This window comes from Paenibacillus sp. Cedars (assembly GCF_003184205.1).
In the GTDB taxonomy this organism is placed as follows: Bacteria; Bacillota; Bacilli; order Paenibacillales; family Paenibacillaceae; genus Paenibacillus_AQ; species Paenibacillus_AQ glucanolyticus.
Genome location: NZ_CP020866.1, coordinates 4,972,028 through 4,992,039, shown reverse-complemented (window position 1 = coordinate 4,992,039; position 20,012 = coordinate 4,972,028). Strand labels below are relative to the sequence as shown.

The following is a 20,012-nucleotide window of genomic DNA, read 5'->3' as shown; positions in this document are numbered from 1 at the left end:
AATAAAAATCCCCTCACTGCTCCAGGCAGTAGGGGGTTGGAACATAGTATGGAGCTGCGGCATCTCGCAATGAATGCTATTATCCGGAACGTCACGGTCCTTCCGGTGTTTCAAGTTTGCCGAGGAAGGTTGATACTCTGCGTAAATATTCTTTAGGATGCTCACGGAAGATAAGTTCATGATGGGCATCCTCTACGATCCAGGAATCCGAATCCGCATGACTCTGATTGGACGCAATTTTCTCGGCGATCGGGTAAGGCGCCTTATCGTCTTTCGTTCCGTGAATGAACAAGGTCGGGAACGGATAGTCATGCTTCTTCACTTCGTTGTAAGGGATCTGATCCAGACTTGTGCCGTTGAGGACCGGGAAGAGCAGCTCCAGAATCTCCAGAGACGGATGCCGCGGAAGATTAATCTGGTTATGGATATTGTGGTAAAGCGTGTCCGGCTCGAGCAAAAATGCACTGTCCAGGATCATGGCGTCCACATCTTTGGTCTCAAGCCCCGCCTGGAGAGCAGTACCGGCACCCATGGAGAAACCCCAGACGACAATCTGCTTCGCGCCGCGCTGTTTCACATGCTCAATGGCACCGAGAAGCTGGCGTTTCTCTTCCTTGCCGCCGGTCGCCACTTCCTTGCTGGTCTGGGACGCAAAGCCGTAATCAAACATCAGCACATTAAAATTCATGTTGTGCGCGTAATGGGCGATATCGTACATAGGAACCCAGGTTTCCTCCCGGTTGGCGCCGTAGCCGTGGCTCAGCACGATGGTTTTGGAGGAATTCTCTGCCGGTATATACCACCCGTTAATATTCCGTTTACCATCAATCGAGTGGAATGTGACATTCTCGTAATTCATATCTTTAGCGAGTTTGGGATTGGAATAGAGCGGAGCAACCGTCGGATTCGACAATACCCAAGCAATATAGGCATGCAGTGCAATAAAACAGAAAACTAGAAAAAAAACGACAGATAACAACAACGCTAATATAATATGCTTAAAACGAACCAGGCCTGTCGACAGCTCGGCTGGCGTGTCATTCAATTGGGAGAGTGGGGCATTACTACCAGTTGTTGTACTCATAAGTGGCCCCTCCTTACCATATAGTCGGATTTTTTTTCGTTAAAGTGAAAATATCGAAATTTATAATAATCGTATGCCCGGTGGGCTATAAAGTCAATGCAAATCAATAGATTGTAAGACAAATGTAAAGTCCCGGTGCGAATGGTTTACTTTTGAGAATAATTCTCATATAATTATTGTAACCAGGTTTCATACAATGAAACACGAGAGGAGCAGGTCGGGATGGAAGACCGAAAATTAACGGTACGTGCTGTAGAGCGGGCACTTGATATATTGATGTGTTTTACGAAAAATAATGAGCTTGCTCTGACGGAGATAGCCTCCCTTATCGGGTTGCATAAAAGCACGGTCCATCGACTGCTTACAACGCTGGAAGACCAAGGATTTGTGGTGCGGAACAAAGAGACGGAGAAATACCGGCTCGGCCTTAAAATATGGGAGCTGTCAATGCATCTGTCCCAGAGCGATGATCCTGCCATTCGCCTTCTTCCCGCGATGGAAGCGCTGCGGGACCGGCTGGGGGAAACCGTCAGCTTGTATCTGCGAGATGGCGCCGATCGGCTTCGCATCCAGGCGGTGCAGAGTAACCAGGGCATCCGGCGGGTCGCCCAGGTGGGAGTAAGACTGCCACTGTCGGTAGGCGCTTCCAGCAAGGTGCTGGTGGCCTTTGCGCCTGCGGCAGATCAGGAGGAGCTGCTGAATGCGGCAGATTGGCCAGAGTCTGTTGATCGGGACGTGTACCGGCAGCAGCTCGCCGAAATTCTGGAGAAGGGGTACGCCATCAGTATTGAAGAGCGTGAGCCTGGAGCTGCCGCTGTATCGGTGCCGATTTTTGACCGGAACGGTCAAGTGGCGGCCGCGCTGTCGATGTCAGGGCCGGTCACACGCCTCCCGGCGGATACACTTCGTGAACATGCGCCCGTCCTGATGGAAGCAGCGCGGGAAATGGGAATGATGATTTAATTCATTCTATTTCGGAGTTGCGGACAGCATCACTATAAGTTATTGAATGACCGGGCAGCTCCGAGTGATACAGCTGCCCGGTTATTTTACATTAGATGAGAAAGCGTAAACTTCAAAGACTCCCCATCCTTATCTCTGAGAAGAAAAATGTCCGCTACAGGCGGTCTGTATTCTGAGGATATCATGGATAAGCGTTACTCTTATATGATGAAAAAGCTTAAACGGAGAGTGGACGGATGCATGGCGATAAGATGTGCAGGGTTTTGCCGGGAGCCCTTGCAAATATACAAAGAGATGACACCTGAGTTTAGACCAGGGCCATCTCTTTTTTCATTCTGGATGATGAAGTAAGGGGATAAAATTAAACCAGGAGCATGGTCAGCAGGGCAATCACGATCGGAACTGCAAGGAATAGCCAGGCTAACGGACTTGCTACGTTGATGGTCCAGCCAACGCCAAATCTTTTTTCCACAAAGAGAGCAGGGTCCTGCGGATTAAAATAGACGGAGCCGAGCTTCCAATACTTATCGTCATTGGCACTATGAGTGGAGTGCGGAGTGTTGGGATCTCTCTTCAGCCGGCTTCCGCCTTGACCTGTTGTGAAGGATAACACCACTGCACCGAGGACAATCACCAACGGTATGGCTAAGCTGATGACCAGCAGCAATTCGGGATTCAGCTGTTCGATCATGTTGAGCTGGATCAAGGAGAACATCAGCACAAGCAGCAGACCAGCCATCGTATTGAAGAAGGACCAACGGCGGCGGAAGATGGCGTTGCGCGCTGAGGAGCCCGCCGGATCTCCCGGATCGATCTGCTGTTTGCTGTTTAGGATGGACCAATTGATCAACATGAAGATGAGGATCATGAATACCTGCATAATGTTGGGCAGCAGGACTACACCCCATGATTTGTCCGCATAGTTGATCACGCTGCCTTGAAAATCAAATTTCATGGGAATGGTATCTGGGATCTGGTCATAGTATTGGAAAATCCAGACGGTGCTGATGATGGTAATGACGGCATGAATGATAAACCAGCGGTTAGAGAGGACAAGCTTCTGCCTTCTGAAGTTGGTATCGATTGCCACGACCTGGCGTCCGGTTGTCGCAGGGGGAAGAGTGGCCTTGATCCCTTTCATTTTGAAATGAAAGGTCAGGTTCAGGGCAAGTGAAGCAATGACGATTGCCGTGATGGAGCCGACAATAAGCCATTCGAACCCTGTGTTCCCAATCGATAACAATCCGATCAGACAGGCGATCAAGATAAGGGCATAAATACCGCAGCTGATGGAAGCAAACTGCTTCCGCAGCCTGCGAAGGGCTTCGCTGTGGAACATTTCTTCACTCACCGATACTCCAAAGCTAACTGTTTCCCTGGTGTAATAAGGCATAAAGGCAAGCAGTACAATAATCGGAATAATCATAAATACTAGAATCGAGGCTGATATCATAACCATTACACATTCTCCTCCCCAGTCTGGGTGATCTCATTATGCATATCTCGTACGATCTGAAGCAGCTGTTCTTCGGATAAGCCCCTGCAGATGGCTTCAGCAATGATAGGTTTTAGATAGGCATTGCGTTTATCCTGATATTCGGGGGTAATGCCCGGCATGGTATCCGGCTGTATCACCACGCCTTTTTGCCTGTGTATCTGAATAAAGCCTTCCTGCTTCAGCAGCGTGTACGCTTTGTTAACGGTGTGGAGATTGATCCCGATGTCGGATGCCATGCTGCGAACCGAGGGCAGGGGATCGCCGGGCTTAAGGCTGCCGCTGGCAATGCCTTCGATAATCTGATTCATTAACTGGTTGTATATGGGGACATCGGACTGCATATCCAGTTGGATAATCATAAGAGAACCTCCGCATTCGTTGTAACTGTTATATATGTAGTATAACAGTTGGAGCGGATGGTGTAAAGGTCAATCCGCAGTTTTTCATAAACGAAAAAAACGAGGACTGTCTTCACAATCTTGGGATTGGAAGGCGGTCCTCGTGTTTTCATTGCTCGATGTGTAATTTAACAAGAGAGCGTACTTATCTCAGCTTGATATTCTTCTCTTTGATCTTTTGATTCAGAATCTCTTGAAATGTGACGGGTTTATCTGTCGAATCCTCTTTCTTCGGAGCCGTCACCGGCTGCGGCCGTTGATATTGATAATGGAACGAAGCCATCGTATGTATTTTGATCATAGGTACGATCCTCCTAGATATGGATTTCCGGAATGTTTTCTACCATTTAACCTTTCCGGCATCATTCGAAACGGAATTTCCAATATTCAGGAAAAAAGTACTGTGAAATGAAAAATCCCCATCATCCATTAGCGGATGATGGGGATTTGTTCCTAAGGCTAAAGCGCCTAGATGAATTGTCTTATTGGTTCGATGCGATCATTTGACGAAGTACCGTTTGGAGGATACCTCCATTGTGGTAGTAGTCCACGTCCACCATGCTGTCGAGACGAGCGATAGCTTGGAACTCGAATTGAGTACCGTCTTCGCGTGTAACAACAACCGTCAATTCTTGACCTGGTTTCACATCGTTGCTGAGACCCAGGATATCAAATGTTTCCCGGCCGTTCAGCGCAAGGCTCTTCCAGCCATGACCTTCCTGGAACTGGAGCGGAAGCACACCCATGCCTACGAGGTTGGAGCGGTGAATACGCTCGAAGCTCTCAGCCAGTACAGCTTTGACTCCGAGCAAATACGTACCTTTTGCCGCCCAGTCACGGGAGCTTCCTGTACCGTATTCTTTACCTGCAATAACAATCAGGTTCTGTCCGCCTGCTTGATAATTCATGGATGCATCATAGATGGACATGACTTCTTCAGTCGGCAAGTATGTGGTTACGCCGCCTTCCGTACCTGGAGCTACCTGGTTACGGATGCGGATGTTAGCGAAGGTACCGCGCATCATGACTTCGTGGTTACCGCGACGGGAGCCGTAGGAGTTGAAGTCTTTGCGTTCCACCTTGTGATCGCTCAGATATTTGCCTGCAGGACTGGACGGTGCAATGTTACCGGCTGGTGAGATGTGGTCCGTTGTAACGGAATCACCCAAGAGAGCCAGCACACGCGCTTCCTTGATATCCTGAATGTCGTTCAGACCGTTGCCCAGGCTTTCAAAGAACGGCGGGTTCTGAATGTACGTGGATTGATCATCCCACTCATACAATTCGCCTTCAGGAACAGGAATCTTGTTCCAACGCTCGTTCGCTGTGAACACATTCTCGTATTTTTCACGGAAAGCGTCAGCGCTAAGGGACTGACCAATGGCTTCACGGATTTCAGCACTGGTTGGCCAGATGTCTTTCAAGTAAACTGGCTCATTGTTTGGATCGTAGCCGATCGGATCGTTCTGCAGGTCGATGTTCACGGTACCTGCCAGAGCGTAAGCAACAACCAGTGGCGGTGAGGCCAGGTAGTTGGCTTTGACCTGAGCATGCACACGTCCTTCGAAGTTACGGTTACCGGACAATACGGCAGCTACCGTCATGTCGTTATCGGTAATCGCTTCGCTTACTTCGTCCGGCAATGGACCGGAGTTACCGATGCAAGTTGCGCAGCCATAGCCTGCAACATAGAAGCCGAGAGCTTCCAGGTAGTGCAGAAGGTTGGACTTCTGAAGGTAGTCGGTTACGACAAGGGAGCCTGGAGTCAAGCTGCTCTTCACATAACCAGGTTTCTTCAGACCGCGTTCAACCGCTTTCTTGGCCAGGAGACCTGCACCCAGCATAACGCTTGGGTTAGATGTATTCGTACAGCTCGTGATGGCTGCGATAACAACTGCACCTGTGCCCATTTCGCTGGTAGAGCCGTCTTTATGACTGACCTTAACGGTTTCCGCGATTTTGTCATCGCTGAGCCCGTAGCCGCCTTTATCAATCGGTGTACGGATGATGTCGTTAAAGTTCTGCTTCATGTTGGTCAGTTCAATGCGGTCTTGTGGACGCTTCGGACCAGCCAAGCTCGGTACAACCGAAGCGAGATCCAATTCGATTACATCGGAGAACTCAGGGTCCGGCGTATCAGCCGTACGGAACATGTTTTGTGCTTTATAGTAGCTCTCCACGAGTTCAACCTGCTCATCGGTGCGGCCGGTGTTGCGCAGGTAAGCCAACGTCTCGCTATCAACCGGGAAGAAACCGATGGTAGCGCCGTATTCCGGTGCCATGTTCGCAACGGTTGCACGGTCAGCCAGACTGATGTTGGCAAGACCAGGACCGTAGAATTCCACGAATTTGCCCACTACGCCTTTTTTGCGAAGAAGCTCGGTTACGGTGAGGGCAAGGTCGGTCGCCGTTGCGCCTTCTGACAGGCTGCCTGTCAGTTTGAAGCCGATAACTTCAGGTGTTACAAAATAAAGCGGTTGGCCGAGCATTCCGGCTTCTGCCTCGATGCCGCCTACGCCCCAGCCCACTACACCAAGACCGTTGATCATGGTTGTATGGGAATCGGTGCCTACGAGGGAATCAGGGAAGACGAGGGTTTCGCCGTCAACTGTCTTCGTAGCTGCTACGGAAGCCAGGTACTCCAGGTTAACCTGGTGAACGATACCTGTTCCGGGAGGAACCGCGCGGAAGTTGTTAAACGCCGTTTGAGCCCAGCGGAGGAAGCGGTAACGCTCTTCGTTACGCTCAAATTCAACCTTCATATTATATTCAAGCGCTTGGTCGGTACCAAAAGCGTCAACCATGACGGAATGGTCGATAACGAGATCGACCGGAACGAGAGGGTTGATCTGTTTCGGGTCGCCGCCGGATTTTTTAACGGTGTCGCGCATGGCTGCAAGATCCACGACAACCGGAACACCGGTGAAGTCCTGCAATACGATACGGGCAGGGATGAACGGAATTTCCTTGTTGTTGTCGCGTGCTTCATTCCACGTGGACAAAAGTTTTACATGATCCTCGGTAATGGCGCGTCCGTCAAATTGACGTACGGCCGCTTCCAGCAGTACCCGAATGGAGAAAGGAAGCTTGGATACACTTCCGTATCCTTGCTCTTCGAGCGCCTGCAGGCTGAAATAACGGTAATTTTTACCGCCCACCTCTAGGTTGCGAGAGATGGAGAATTGATCCTTTGCTGGCATAGATGAACCTCCTTGAGTCATTTCATTTGATCTTATTATGACGATCTGAGTTAAACCTTTTGTGGTTTCACTAGATGAAACCTAATTTCATAAATTAACTAACTTAAGTATAACGTTTTCAACTCGCCGCGTAAAGCATTTTTTATAGAAGAAACGTATTTCAAAACCGTGAAAATTCGCCCGTTTTTTAAGCTGACACGGCTGCCCTGATTCAGTGTTTCTGTATTCTCTTTACCGAAGTTCATAGCCTGAAGATTTGCTTCATATAGTTGTGATAGGGAACTGCGTGAAAGGCAAGGTCAGAGGAGGAGAGAAGATGAACAGTCTGAAGCAAGCAGAGAAGCCATGGAAGCAAGCTTTATATATTTACGTCAATCAATATAACCAAAATCGCGTGGACTATTCTTCAGGCCTGAAAGAGCAAATTGTAGCAGATCTGAATTTCCTGGTAGAGAGAGGAGAAAGGCAGTTCCGACTGCAGTCATGGTACGAGTTGCGCGAAGCAACCCCGCTAAAGAGCGAGACTCGTGCACGGCTCCAGCGTGTACTCAGAGAGACGGAGGATGACGTTGTTGCCGATGTAAGGCTTCACAGCGTGTTCTATTATGAGAAAAGAGGCATGACGCACCGTGAGGACACGGTGTCACGGGAGCGGCTGACGCTGATCCGTGATGGGGAAGCCTGGCTGATCGTTGGCATTGAACGTCTGCAGGACGAACGCCATCCCTTGCAAAGAACCGATGCTTCGTTCACAGGCCAGGACTCGGCTGGAAGAGAACCGTCTACTCCATTCATGAATGGTCGTGTTTACTCGGCTGGCAGCAGTCCGCGGTCCGGTCGATACGAGCGTGAAGCCGCTGCTGCTTATGCCGACAGGTGGTGGGATTCCGGCAATCCGGAGTTTGAAGAATTTGACGTGGATTGCACCAATTATATCTCCCAGTGCCTCTTTGCAGGTAAAGCCCCAATCCTCTATACTGGTAAAAGAGAAACGGGATGGTGGTACAAGGGGTATGTAAGCAAACGGGAATGGTGGAGTTACAGCTGGGCGGTTTCGAACAGCTTCGCGCATTATTTGAACTCCAGTACCTCGGGACTGCGAGCCGAGCGGGTAGAACGGCCTGAGCAGCTGATGCTTGGGGATGTCATCGTGTATGATTGGGACGGTGATGGGGCGTTTCAGCACAGCACCATTGTGACAGCATTTGATGCTGGCGGTATGCCGCTGGTCAATGCTCATACGGTATCAAGCCGTCATCGCTACTGGGACTACCGTGATTCCTACGCATGGAACGACAACACCGAGTATCGGTTTTACCATATACCCGATTATTTTTAAGATGACAGCATGTCATGCTGCAATACGGACAAGAGAGAGGTAAACATGGAACAGGATAAATTAACGGTTGGCTTGGTATACGGGGGAAAATCTGGCGAGCATGAGGTGTCACTTTCCACGGCATTTGCAGTCATGAACGCTTTTGATTTTGATAAATACGAAATGATTCCTTTTTATATTTCGAAGCAGGGAACCTGGAGAATCGGGAGCAAGCGATCAGCTCCGTTTAGCCAACTGGAGGATTTGAAGCTGGCCGAAGGGGAAGGGACGCAGACGGCTCTGAACGCTGTGTTCAGCAGGCTGTATGGTCAAGAAAATCAGGCAGTGGACATTATGTTTCCGCTGCTGCACGGAACGTTTGGCGAGGACGGGACCATTCAGGGATTGTTCGAAATGGCGGACATTCCTTACGTAGGCACCGGCGTGCTTGCATCGGCTGCAGGCATGGATAAAGTCGTGATGAAGAAGCTGTTCGCCCAAGCGGGATTACCGCAATGTGAATATTGTTACTTCAATCGCACGCAGTGGGAACAGGGGCAGTACGACGTGCTTAAGGACATCGAGGACAAACTCGGTTTCCCAAGCTTCGTCAAGCCGGCTAACCTCGGCTCCAGCGTCGGCATCTCCAAGGCGAAGAACCGGGAGCAGCTCAAGTCGGCAATTGAATCCGCCCTCCGGTTCGATGACAAGATCATCGTGGAAGAGTTTGTGGATGCCCGTGAAGTGGAGGTCAGCGTGCTCGGCAATGATGAGCCGATGGCATCCGTTCCGGGTGAAATCGTGTCTTCCAGTGAATACTATGACTATGCGGCCAAATATACGGACGGACAGTCACAGATGCAAATCCCGGCGGAGATCGAGCCGGATGTGGCTGATCGCCTGCGCGAGCTCGCGATTAACGCGTTCAAAGCGATTGAAGGCGGCGGAATCACTCGCGCGGACTTCTTTGTACGCCGCTCCGACGGCGCGATTCTGATCAATGAAGTGAATACGATGCCCGGCTTTACGCCGTTCAGCATGTATCCCCTTCTATGGCGGGAGACAGGCGTTTCCTACCGCGAGCTGCTCGACCGGATGATTGAGCTGGGGCTTGAGCGGTACAACCGCAAGCAATCCTTGATTTATGAGAACCAGGCATAAGCTAGCCGTTTTACAATAGGATACGATTGACCAGGGGGAGTCCGCGCTATTCATCACGGCTCCCCTTGAGTCTAATATTTTGGGATGAAAGGAAGATTCGAGATATGGGATTTCAAACCGAGTTCAATTCCGTTTGTAAGTTTAAGAGTGAGCAGGAGCTCTACGAGCTGCTGGAATACGGCCGCGGCAAAATGCTGAAGGACGGACTGAGGGTGTTTCCGACAGGACAGAAGGTCATCGCCTATACGCCGGATAACCAGGCGGTAGCGATTGTCCTGATTACGGCATGTGTATCGGAGATTAATTTCCAGGGTCGTGAGGTAACCTCGGTTGAGCTGCAGCTGATCCGCAAATTGACGGATGAGGAAGCACGCGTTCAGACCGCGCTCGCTCATGAGATGTTCTTCGGAGACCATGCATGATTGTCCGTTTCGGTTATGTAGCCATGTCCACGGTTGTGCAGAACGCTTCTCCCTCCAAGACAATGACCATGAAGAGTTTTACGAAGCTGGATGACCGTGAGGCCGGCATACACAAACTGGAGCGGATCGCGAACGAGAATTTACATAATACCCTTCGGTTATTGAGACATAATCTGGCCCATGATATCAAGGTGTACCGTTTCTCGTCCAAGCTGATTCCGCTTGCCACGCACAATGATATGCATGATTGGAACCCTTTCCCGGCGCTGAAGGAGGGCTTCCAGGCCATCGGGGAGTTTGTGAAGAAGCATGAGATGCGGGTGTCGTTTCATCCGGATCATTTCACGGTGCTGAGCACGCCTCGACCTGAAGTGTTGATTAATTCCATTCGGGACCTGGAGTCACACGTCCATATGCTGAAGGCGATGGGGTTGCCTGCTTCCATGAAAAACAACATCCATATCGGCGGCGCCTACGGGGACAAGCCCAGCGCTTCAGCCCGATTCGTTGAGCACTTTCATGCGCTTGATCAGAGCATCAAGGAACGTCTGACACTTGAGAATGATGATAAAACCTTTACCGCACAGGAGACGCTGGCGGTATGCCAGCAGACCGGGCTGCCGATGGTGCTGGATATCCATCATCAGTGGGTCAATAATGATGGTGAGGCGCCTTGGGAGCTGTGGCCGGCCATTCTCCGCACCTGGGAGACGCCGCTGGCTCAAGAAGGCTCTGAGCCGATACAACCGCTGCCGCCGAAGATTCATGTGTCCAGTCCCAAAAGCCCTACAGATATCCGAAGCCATGCAGACGGGGTGGACGTTGTGCCTTTGCTGGCATTTTTACGGAAGATTGCGGGCGCTACGCCGAAGGTGGACGTTATGATTGAAGCCAAGATGAAGGATGGCGCCTTGTTTGGTCTGATGAAGGATTTGGGAGATTGTGCGGGAGAGGGTGTAACGATTCTGGACGGGGCCTCCATCGAAGTAAATGCCTAAAACCATAAGACGAACCTGTTATGACTTGCAAGTTGATGGATTTTGGGTTACGTTGGAAGTACGGAACACAGATTCTCCTCAAGCTATCGTATTGGATAAAAAAGTTCGTTCTCGCCAAGCATTCAGGTGCACAGCATAGGACGGACTTTTATTGAAATAGGGCGGATTTTTTGAGACGCTGCCCTTTCGTTCCCGTACTAATTGAATAGGATGTAGGGATTGCCAAAATCACTAGATTTATATAGAAAGTAGAGTGAGCGCTTTGAATGAGAACGAAAAGATTCCTTATGTTGTCAGCAGTAAAAGCTACACCGCTGTAGCGATTAATTGTGCCGCGAAAGCGGGTGAATGGATTGAGAGCAAGCTGGGTACCGTGAAACAGCTTAGCACGAAGACGTCCGCGCAGGATATCGTAACCGAGGTGGACAAAGGTGCGGAGCAGATGATCCGCAAGCTGATTCTGACCCATTTTCCAGACCATGCGATTCTTGGAGAGGAAGGGGTTGCTCCCGGCACCGAAGCCTATGCGAAAGCTTTGGATGATGCAAAAGAAGAAGAGTATCTCTGGATCATTGATCCTGTTGACGGAACGACGAATTACGTGCATGGATTCCCTTTTTACTCCGTGTCCATTGCACTGGCTCACCATGGCGAAGTCATCGTCGGTGTCATATATGACCCTTCCCGGGATGAATTATTTGTTGCGGAAAAAGGAAAAGGAGCCTACGTTCACGGCAATCCTACCTATGTTTCCAAGGAAGAGCAGTTATCGGACAGCTTGCTTGCCACAGGCTTTCCTCTTGACAGCACGGTCAACTTGCCGCTGAATATGGCAGAGCTGCAGGCGCTTTTGCCGAAGGTACGCAATGTGAGAGCCGGCGGTTCCGCCGCGCTTCATCTGGCTTATGTTGCGGCGGGCCGGCTCAGTGGATACTGGGAGCACGGCTTGAGTGTCTGGGACGTTGCGGCGGGTGCCTTGCTGGTTCAGGAGTCCGGTGGCAAGGTGACTGATACGGAGGGGCGTCCTTACGATCTGTCGGTACGTCATTTGGCAGCAACGAACGGGCTGATCCATCAGCGGTTTCTGGACACACTAAAAGATGCGGGCGAAGCATCAGTCCGTTAACCCCTGGAACAAACAAAAGAAAATGCAGGTCACATACAACCGCTTGATAAAGGAGTATGCGTGCGATGAATGAGAAATCAGATCAGAATTTGGAGCGCCAGCTCAGCGAGATGTTGACGGAAGGTGAAATGCAGCAGAGGGACCGGGAGAAAGAGGAGCGCCGGCTTCTTTCTCCGAAATATGAGATCCGAATTCAGACCCAGCTCGATCCCATCGTGGAGGAGACCCAGAAATACCGCAGTATGGCTAAGGAAGTTGATGGCCGGTACGATAAGTATATGGATAAGACGATCAAGAAGGATAAGCCTGAGGAATCAGGTGAAGATGTTTGACAGCGCTTCAGGAAACATTTGCTGTGAGAGTGCATAATATCACCATAGGTTGGCAAACGGAGAATGGACAGCACTTGAGCGGCTGCCCATTCTTTTTTATGATGGAGCGGGTCTCGTTCGGGTGTTTACAATTGACATGGATGGGGGAAGAGCGTTGCGAGTTCGGCTTAAGCTTAAGGCTTCACATATTGTTGCAGGACTTTCAGGTATGGGCTCCATATTGCTCTGGCTCATCCTTATTTTCTTCAATCCGTATACGGATGGCACGAACTTGAGTCCTGCCTTAAATACTTTTATCATGCTTTTTCTTCCCGGCTGTTTGGCACTTATCGCAGTGTTCTATTCGTACCGATTGCTGCTGCTGATTGCGTTTGGATGGTCCATACTGCCCAGCTTGTATCTGACGGGGACACCCGGGATATTTGCTTGGTTTGGAGTTGCATCGTTAGGCTATTTGTTTGCTTATCTGCTGATGAAACCACGATTAAGAAGCTGATGGCGGTACCATTCACAGGTTTGTGGTGGTAAAATAAGGCTGAATCAGATTTATGATGTTAAGGGAGTGATGGCATGTTTAAACCATGGAAAAAGGGGCTGGCCGCAGTAACCGGCACCTTGACGCTCGCGGTGGCACTGGTCGCACCGGGCGTTGCACCAACTTTTGCCGATGATGTGACAGCCAAGAATACATATCGTATCGTAACACTGGGGGACTCGCTGACCGTTGGGTATGAGCCGGGTATGGATCTGAACAGCAAGCCCTATGGCTTTGTTGATCGGCTGTATGAGCAGGGATTGTTCTACGGTCGAACGGAAGTGACGAATTTGGGCATCGGCGGTTTGAAGACCGACGGGTTGAACCATTACGTCCAGGCCGTTGCAGATGAACGGGCCATTACAGCAGAGGAAATACAGCCCGGTCTCAGCAGCATTGACCCGCGCACCAAGCAGATTGGAGCAGATGCAGCGAAAGCCGAGCCTGTCATCGCTGACGCAGATCTGATCACGATTACCATCGGCGGGAATGATATGATGAGTCTGGTCAGCACGGTGGGAACCTTAAGCGACGAGCAGTTGAAGGCGAAAATGCAGGAACTGTTCAAGCTGTACACGGACAATGTTTCGGCTGTAATTACCAATCTGCATACCATGAATCCGGATGCTGCGATTGTAGTGGCCGACCAGTACAATCCGGTACCGAAAATCGCGGACGAAGTCGCATACGCCAAACTGCTCGCATCATCCGGTGAATTCACGCAGCTGGTGGAAGGCGTGGCTGACGGATTTGCGAGTCAGGGCGTAGATATCAAAGTCGCCCATGTTGCCAAGAAGTTCGTGGGCTCTGAGCTGACGATGACCCATATCCTGAAAGATGATATCCATCCGAACCAATACGGATATGAGACGATGGCCAGCGTGTTTGCAGAGACGATCTGGGGCAGCTATAAGAAACCCCCTGTTCAGGAGGTGGGGCAGCCGATGCGCATCGTCGTGAAGGGACAGGAGCTGAATACGCCGTTTAAGCCGATTCTTCGCGACAATCTGAACTACGTAGCTATTCAGGATATCGTGAATGCAGTTGGAGCGACTACAAAATGGGAAAATAAAACGTCCAGTGCAACGATCTCCTTCGGAGATCAGACCGTTGTGGTGAAGATCGGTGCCAAAGCCGTTCAGGTCAACGGAAAGTCTGTACCGATTGATACACCAGCTTTCCTGCAAAAAGTAGGGAAGGAAGACAAAACCTACGTTCCACTCGCAGTGATTGCATCCGGTCTTGGTTTTGATGTTCAATACAGTTCCAAATTGCGTACGGCATTCATTAATTTGTAATATTCATGCGTAGAATAGCTGGACCGGCAGAATCAAGCCGGTTCAGCTTTTTTAATGGGAACTTTTTTGAGACATAGGATGAAGGCGATCCGGCAGCAGTGTGATGTTATTCATATGAGTTCATTCAGGCCGGTGTTTCGTACTGATTGGCGGCATGATTCCGATGTCGATCGCCATCGAGAAGACCGGGGCCGCTGCCATGATCTCGGATATGCTGGTTCAGTCCCTGGGCAGTTATGGGTAGAGGGGATATGGCGGCAGCTTAGGATGAAATGAGTGGACTGCTGGCATTGCAGCGTAACGCCTGGAAAAAAGATCTGAAATAAAGTGCTTAACCTCAGCTCGGGCTATCCGCTGGCCAGACACCGTTTTCAGGTTTGAGCCGGAAATCTTCCGGTTCGCCTCTTGTTATTCGCCAGCCAATGTTTTATATTGACATAATAGTAGGTCAAAAATAAAAGAGGTGAACGGAGAAGATGACTCCACGCACGAAGGAGCAAAACGAAGAGATCCGGCTGCGGCGTCTGGCGCAAATTCGGAAAGCCGCTGCCGATGTTTTTTTGAATAAAGGACCTTTACTGGAAATCCGCGATGTAGCCGCACAGGCGGGACTCGGCTATGGCACGGTATATCATTATTACAGCAATAAGGGCGATCTGCTCCACGATCTGCTGTGGGACGCGTTGGATCGGGCCGGGGATTGGCTGGAGGTTCCGATGGAAGCTCCACACGATTCAGATGCGGGGATGGCACCGGCGGGCGGGCATTTCCGCTTGGCTGCTGCGGCGGATACCGGGAACTCGGCTGCCGCGGGTTCCCGAAGCGGAAGCCGTGTAACGGCCGCAGAGCTTGGTCCCGTCGCTGCCGCTGGCGTCCGGCTGCTGCAGCTTTGGGCGGAGGACCACGCCCTGTACCTGCTGCATAAGCTGGCCGGTGAGGGCTTTGCCGCGCTGCCTGAAGGGCGCTCGATCCCGCTCTTGGCTGCCTTTCGCCGGGAGGTGCTCACGCCGCTTGCCGCGCTGCTGAGAAGCGGGCATACGGCGGACGGGGCAGCCGCTTCCGGCGGAAACGCTGCGGAGCCGCAGGATCTGCTGCAGCACGCGGAGATGCTGCTGGCCGCCTTGGTCGGCTGCGCCTCGCTTTCGCTGCGCCGCGGAAAGCTGCACGAAGAGGCCAGGGATATCGCCCGGTTATTAAAATTATAAAATGGATAAGGAGCGAATAAACAAAAGATGGTTATCTTAAAATCACTTAGGGAAATCGAAGAGATGAAGCCGGCGAGCCAAATCGTTGCGGACTGCTACCGCGAGGTGACCAAGCTGATTGAGCCTGGGATCACCACCCGGGAGATCAATGACTTTGTTGCCAGACACATCACTAAGCTGGGCGGCAAGCAGTTTACGAAGGGGTACAACGGTTTCCCCGCCGAAACCTGCACTTCGGTCAACGATGTGGTGGCCCACGGCATTCCTTCAAACCGGGTGCTTATGGATGGCGACTTGCTGAAGCTCGACATCGTCGTGGAATATGGCGGATGGTTCGGCGATTCCTGCCATTGTTATGCGGTGGGCAATATCCGGCCGGAAGCGCAAAAATTAATGAAGGTGACCAAGGAATGCCTGGATCTGGGGATCGCCCGGGCTATCCCAGGGGGCCGGCTCGGTGACATAACGTCGGCGATACAACAGCATGCGGAAGCGAATGGGTATTCGGTCGTGCGTGATCTGCTGGCTCACGGGATCGGGCGGAGCCTGCACGAGGAGCCTAACTACGTGCATATCGGCGTAGCTGGCAAAGGCATCCGGCTAAAGGAAGGCATGGTGTTTACCATCGAACCGATGATCAACGAAGGTACGTTCCATATCACGATTGACGACGATCAGTGGACGGCGAGAACGGCCGACGGCAAGTTGTCGGCGCAATATGAGCATACGATTGCAATTACGCCGGATGGACCACTGATTTTAACGGCCCAGTAAGAATGGAGGCGAACGGTCTCCTTAGGCGAAGTCGCCCATATTCGGAGTCCCGCGCGATGCCTGCGCGATGGTAAAATGTTCTCCGAGAAAGGGGGGAAGATCATCGTCCGTATGATGGATCGCTTGAATGCCGGGTTCTTGTCACTCGACAATGAAACGTCGCACAATGGTTTTAACTCCACATTCTCCTAAACGTATTCGATCTGTTGATAGACACAAAGGATTTCCCTTTTGCATCGAATCGGGGTGCAAAGTTCCAAGTAAATATCCGTTACAAAAGCCTCCATTCCGTCCGCTCGGACCCGTATGGGGGCATTTTGAATTTTGTCCCCCCGAAGCCACGCCCCCTGCAAACCCCGACGAGCTAGCAGGAAATTACATGCCCCGAGGCTAATACTTCCAGTTGAGACTTCGTATCTCATCGTAAAAATACGCATCATTTCCGTAGGAATGACTACGCTGGTTCCATTTGATTGTTGATATGCTTGAAAAAGCCGGAGGTGCAAGGGCAGATGAAGAACCGCTTCAAAAATCCGCTAAGCCGCATGAATATTAAACAGCAGATGATTCTGCTGTTCCTGGTGCTGGTCATCCCGTTGTTTGCACTCAACGCCTACGGGAATTCCATGGCTGGTCAAATTCTGAAGCGCCATGTGACCAATGCCTATATCGAGCTGAACAAACAGAATTTCAAGCTCATCAACCGGGACATTGAAACCGTTAACAAAGTAACCTCTACAGTCATTCAGAACTCGCAGATCCAGCAGCTCGGCACCTTTTCCGAGGGGAGTGTTCTGGAGCGGGTGAAGAACTATGAACGCCTTGAAAAGATGCTGTTTTCCTTCTCCCAGGAGACGGATGAGCGCGAACCGGTTTATTACTCACTCTATGTGTATGACCCCGACAACAGTTACTTTTTTGCTCCTTATTACCCCGAACGCAGAAAAGCAGGCGTGTATTTCTTCTCGGACGAGAATGAGAAGCCGGCTTGGTTTGATGAAGCCGTGGCGATGAAGGGCAACGGATATTTGCGGCGCATGGAGCATCTGTCACCCCCGGTGCAAGGGCGCAAGGATCAAGAGACCCTAAGCTACGTGCGGGCCGTCAACAATATTTATCAGGGCGGAACCATCGGCGTTCTGGTTGTTACCAATCTGGATGCGCGGATCGGAGAGTCCTTATCAACGGTATCCATACCGGACGGGGAGCTCTATTTGACGGACTGGAACAACAATATTTTGACTTCATCGGTAAAAGGCTTGGCGGGGACGCTTGAGCTGCCGCCCGAGGTTGATCCGGGCAGCTCTACCATGGGCGTCATGGACGTTATTACCTCGGATTTCATCTACGTCATCGATTATAACTATATGCTTCAGCAGAAGCTGGTCTATAAGGTTCCTGTCAAAACGCTGCTCGCCCAGCAAAGCGAGATGAAGCGGGTCATCCAGGTCATCTCCATCGCTTATTTTGTTGTGGGCCTAATCATCGTCTTTTATTTCTGGCAGTCGTTGATGACACCGCTCCAGAAGCTGGCCCATTTTGTACGGCGCTATGAACCGGGGAACATTGTGCCGGAAACACCGTATCGGCGCAGAAAGGATGAGGTCAGTGTCCTGATCTCCACGATTTATGACATGGCCCGCCGATTGAATGATCTGATCCATTACAAATACCGTATGGATTTGAAGCAGAAGGAGGCGCAATTGCAGCTTCTCTACCAGCAGATAAATCCTCATCTGCTGTACAACACGCTGGAGAGCATTTACTGGAAGAGCACGATGGAAGGGAATACGGAGTCTGCCGAAATGATCAAGGATCTGTCCAAATTGATGAAGATCAGTCTCAGCAGAGGCCGGGATCTCATTACGCTTGGGGAAGAGCTTGAGCATGCGGGGGCTTATATTAATCTCCAGCTGAATCGTTATGATTACCAGTTCGCGGTCCACTGGGAGGTTCCGGAGGATTTGCTGGTGAATCATGTGCCGAAGATTACGCTGCAGCCGCTGCTGGAGAATGCCATTATTCACGGCATTAAAAATATGGGCGAGGACGGAATCATCCGCATATCCGGTCATCTGGAGGATGGACACTGCCGGATTGTCATCGAGGACAACGGCTATCGTCCGGTCAATTACGAATCCATCCGCAGGCTGCTGTATGATGAAGCCCCGGATCATTCGCTGGGCTATGGCATCCGCAATATCCATGAGCGGATTCAGCTGCATTATGGAAGTGGATACGGACTGCAATATGAACCAAGAGATGAAGGGGGGACCCGGGTGACCATTACGATCCCCCGGATGGAAGCAACAACCATTACCTTAAACGAACAGGAGGTCTCCTGATGTACAACATTTTGGTGGTAGACGACGAACCGTTGATATGCAAAGGCTTAGCGGGACTGCTAACGTCTTCGGGGCTTGCCATAGACGACATTGCAACGGCCTATAGCGGGCAGGAGGCGCTGGATTACATACGAATGGGAGATATTGATCTGCTGGTCACCGATATCCAGATGGGTGAGATGAACGGCATCGAGCTGATGCAGCAGGCCAAGATTGTGAAGCCATGGGTCCAGACCATCATTATTTCAGCCCATGAAACGTTCCAATACGCGCAGCGGGCGCTCCAGCTCGGGGCAAGGGATTATTTGATCAAACCGCTGAACAGCGAGCAGTTTCTGGATTCGGTTCGCAGTGTACTGCTGAAGCTGGATAAACCTGCACCTCAGGTAGAGCAGTTTCTCATGGCGGACAATGAGCATTTTCGGATGGATGAGCCTCCGTCCGGGAGAACGGAGCGGCTGAATCAGCGGCTTGCAACCGAGCCGGAGCAGTCAGAGTTAGCCGATCTGCACGACGAGTCGGAGCTCGGCTTGATCGGTCCTTATTTTGCCGTCATCAAGATGAAGCTTGCCCTCAAGCAAGGCACCGAATCTTCTTTTTCCTCACAAGACATACGCCTGATTCAATATGCAACGCTGAATATTGCCAAAGAGCTGCTGGAGCAGGAGCCGCACACCCTGGCGTTCTACTCGCCGGAGCGGGATATCAACATCATCCTTCAATGGAGCGAACAGGAAATGGAGGAGAATGCGGGCGGAAAGATCCATCACCTGGAGATGATTGGCCGGAGCCTGCACCACCACGTGGAGCAGCACCTGAAGCAGAGCTGTACCGTGGGAATAAGCCAAATCCTGAGGGGGACCGAATTTTTGAGCGTGCTCAGCCGTCAGGCGGATAAGGCGATGCTGTGGAGCCAGCAGCTGCATGATTTTCATGTGTTTTATTACGGGGACTTCAATTGGCACAACTATGCCCATGAAACGTCGCAGGAGGTGCTTTCGAGCCAGAGCAACCGGATCGTTGAGAATACCAGGCAGTACATCGAGGATCATTACCGTCAGAAGGGACTTACGATACATGAGGTGGCCAAGAACAATCACGTGAGCCCGAACTACTTAAGTTATCTGTTCAAAAAATATACCGGCAGCAGCCTATGGGAGTATGTGGTCAAGCTTCGGATGGAAGAGAGCAGGTCTCTGATCCTGAACACGGATCTTCGCCGGTACGAGATTGCCGAGCGGGTCGGCTATGAGTCCCCGGAGCATTTTAGCAAAATCTTCAAAAAGTACTTCGGCGTCAGCCCGAGTGAGTTAAAGAAGTAAGAACGGTCATACTTCACATAGTTTTAGACATGT

The 20,012-nt window shown here is 51.0% G+C and carries 18 protein-coding genes; 13 read left to right on the top strand and 5 right to left on the bottom strand.

Annotation, left to right across the window (positions count from 1 at the left end):
• Nucleotides 1–91 precede the first annotated feature (91 nt).
• The gene (locus tag B9D94_RS24535) at nucleotides 92–1,084 is read right to left on the bottom strand and encodes an alpha/beta hydrolase (protein ID WP_006208206.1); all 993 of its coding nucleotides are present in this window, start codon (nucleotides 1,082–1,084) and stop codon (nucleotides 92–94) included.
• A 222-nt stretch (nucleotides 1,085–1,306) separates the two neighbouring features.
• On the opposite strand from B9D94_RS24535, the gene B9D94_RS24530 reads away from it, so the two are divergent.
• Nucleotides 1,307–2,047, top strand: a complete 741-nt coding sequence (locus tag B9D94_RS24530) for an IclR family transcriptional regulator (RefSeq protein ID WP_148248194.1) — start codon at nucleotides 1,307–1,309, stop codon at nucleotides 2,045–2,047.
• A gap of 361 nt (nucleotides 2,048–2,408) precedes the next feature.
• Here the strand turns inward: B9D94_RS24530 and B9D94_RS24525 are convergent, their stop codons facing one another.
• The 4 genes from B9D94_RS24525 to acnA form a co-directional block, all read right to left on the bottom strand.
• Entirely contained in the window at nucleotides 2,409–3,506 is a 1,098-nt protein-coding gene (locus B9D94_RS24525; RefSeq protein WP_006208208.1) for a DUF1648 domain-containing protein, read from the bottom strand.
• On the bottom strand, nucleotides 3,506–3,904 hold the full coding sequence (locus tag B9D94_RS24520) for a GntR family transcriptional regulator (RefSeq protein WP_006208209.1): 399 nt from the start codon (nucleotides 3,902–3,904) through the stop codon (nucleotides 3,506–3,508). The genes B9D94_RS24525 and B9D94_RS24520 overlap by 1 nt, the downstream gene beginning before the upstream one ends.
• A 184-nt stretch (nucleotides 3,905–4,088) precedes the next feature.
• Nucleotides 4,089–4,244 carry a hypothetical protein gene (locus B9D94_RS31160; RefSeq protein ID WP_006208211.1) on the bottom strand — a complete coding sequence of 52 codons (156 nt, stop codon included), beginning with the start codon at nucleotides 4,242–4,244 and terminating at the stop codon, nucleotides 4,089–4,091.
• 181 nt (nucleotides 4,245–4,425) lie between these two features.
• Nucleotides 4,426–7,143, bottom strand: coding sequence for an aconitate hydratase AcnA (gene acnA, locus B9D94_RS24515; RefSeq protein ID WP_148248191.1), 2,718 nt, complete (start codon nucleotides 7,141–7,143; stop codon nucleotides 4,426–4,428).
• A 316-nt stretch (nucleotides 7,144–7,459) separates the two neighbouring features.
• Here acnA and B9D94_RS24510 point away from each other — a divergent pair, with 316 nt between their 5' ends.
• From B9D94_RS24510 to B9D94_RS24455, 12 genes are all read left to right on the top strand, one after another.
• Nucleotides 7,460–8,482: an amidase domain-containing protein gene (locus B9D94_RS24510; RefSeq protein WP_036638768.1), complete on the top strand. Its 1,023-nt coding sequence runs from the start codon at nucleotides 7,460–7,462 to the stop codon at nucleotides 8,480–8,482.
• Between the two features lie 45 nt (nucleotides 8,483–8,527).
• Nucleotides 8,528–9,622, top strand: a complete 1,095-nt coding sequence (locus B9D94_RS24505) for a D-alanine--D-alanine ligase (RefSeq protein ID WP_148248190.1) — start codon at nucleotides 8,528–8,530, stop codon at nucleotides 9,620–9,622.
• Between the two features lie 104 nt (nucleotides 9,623–9,726).
• On the top strand, nucleotides 9,727–10,044 hold the full coding sequence (locus tag B9D94_RS24500) for a hypothetical protein (RefSeq protein WP_006208215.1): 318 nt from the start codon (nucleotides 9,727–9,729) through the stop codon (nucleotides 10,042–10,044).
• Nucleotides 10,041–11,042: a UV DNA damage repair endonuclease UvsE gene (uvsE, locus tag B9D94_RS24495; protein ID WP_036638769.1), complete on the top strand. Its 1,002-nt coding sequence runs from the start codon at nucleotides 10,041–10,043 to the stop codon at nucleotides 11,040–11,042. The genes B9D94_RS24500 and uvsE overlap by 4 nt, the downstream gene beginning before the upstream one ends.
• Nucleotides 11,043–11,304: 262 nt before the next feature.
• A complete protein-coding gene (locus tag B9D94_RS24490) occupies nucleotides 11,305–12,168 on the top strand; it encodes an inositol monophosphatase family protein (protein WP_148248188.1) in 864 nt (287 codons plus the stop codon).
• Between the two features lie 65 nt (nucleotides 12,169–12,233).
• Nucleotides 12,234–12,500 carry a hypothetical protein gene (locus tag B9D94_RS24485; protein WP_006208218.1) on the top strand — a complete coding sequence of 89 codons (267 nt, stop codon included), beginning with the start codon at nucleotides 12,234–12,236 and terminating at the stop codon, nucleotides 12,498–12,500.
• A gap of 154 nt (nucleotides 12,501–12,654) precedes the next feature.
• Nucleotides 12,655–12,996, top strand: coding sequence for a hypothetical protein (locus B9D94_RS24480; RefSeq protein ID WP_253806036.1), 342 nt, complete (start codon nucleotides 12,655–12,657; stop codon nucleotides 12,994–12,996).
• A 74-nt stretch (nucleotides 12,997–13,070) separates the two neighbouring features.
• Nucleotides 13,071–14,333, top strand: coding sequence for an SGNH/GDSL hydrolase family protein (locus B9D94_RS24475; RefSeq protein WP_148248186.1), 1,263 nt, complete (start codon nucleotides 13,071–13,073; stop codon nucleotides 14,331–14,333).
• A 476-nt stretch (nucleotides 14,334–14,809) separates the two neighbouring features.
• Nucleotides 14,810–15,538: a TetR/AcrR family transcriptional regulator gene (locus tag B9D94_RS24470; RefSeq protein WP_148248184.1), complete on the top strand. Its 729-nt coding sequence runs from the start codon at nucleotides 14,810–14,812 to the stop codon at nucleotides 15,536–15,538.
• 27 nt (nucleotides 15,539–15,565) lie between these two features.
• Nucleotides 15,566–16,312 carry a type I methionyl aminopeptidase gene (map, locus tag B9D94_RS24465; protein WP_006208222.1) on the top strand — a complete coding sequence of 249 codons (747 nt, stop codon included), beginning with the start codon at nucleotides 15,566–15,568 and terminating at the stop codon, nucleotides 16,310–16,312.
• A gap of 512 nt (nucleotides 16,313–16,824) precedes the next feature.
• Nucleotides 16,825–18,657: a cache domain-containing sensor histidine kinase gene (locus B9D94_RS24460; protein WP_006208223.1), complete on the top strand. Its 1,833-nt coding sequence runs from the start codon at nucleotides 16,825–16,827 to the stop codon at nucleotides 18,655–18,657.
• Nucleotides 18,657–19,979 carry a response regulator gene (locus B9D94_RS24455; protein WP_036638780.1) on the top strand — a complete coding sequence of 441 codons (1,323 nt, stop codon included), beginning with the start codon at nucleotides 18,657–18,659 and terminating at the stop codon, nucleotides 19,977–19,979. The genes B9D94_RS24460 and B9D94_RS24455 overlap by 1 nt, the downstream gene beginning before the upstream one ends.
• The last annotated feature ends 33 nt before the right edge of the window (nucleotides 19,980–20,012 follow it).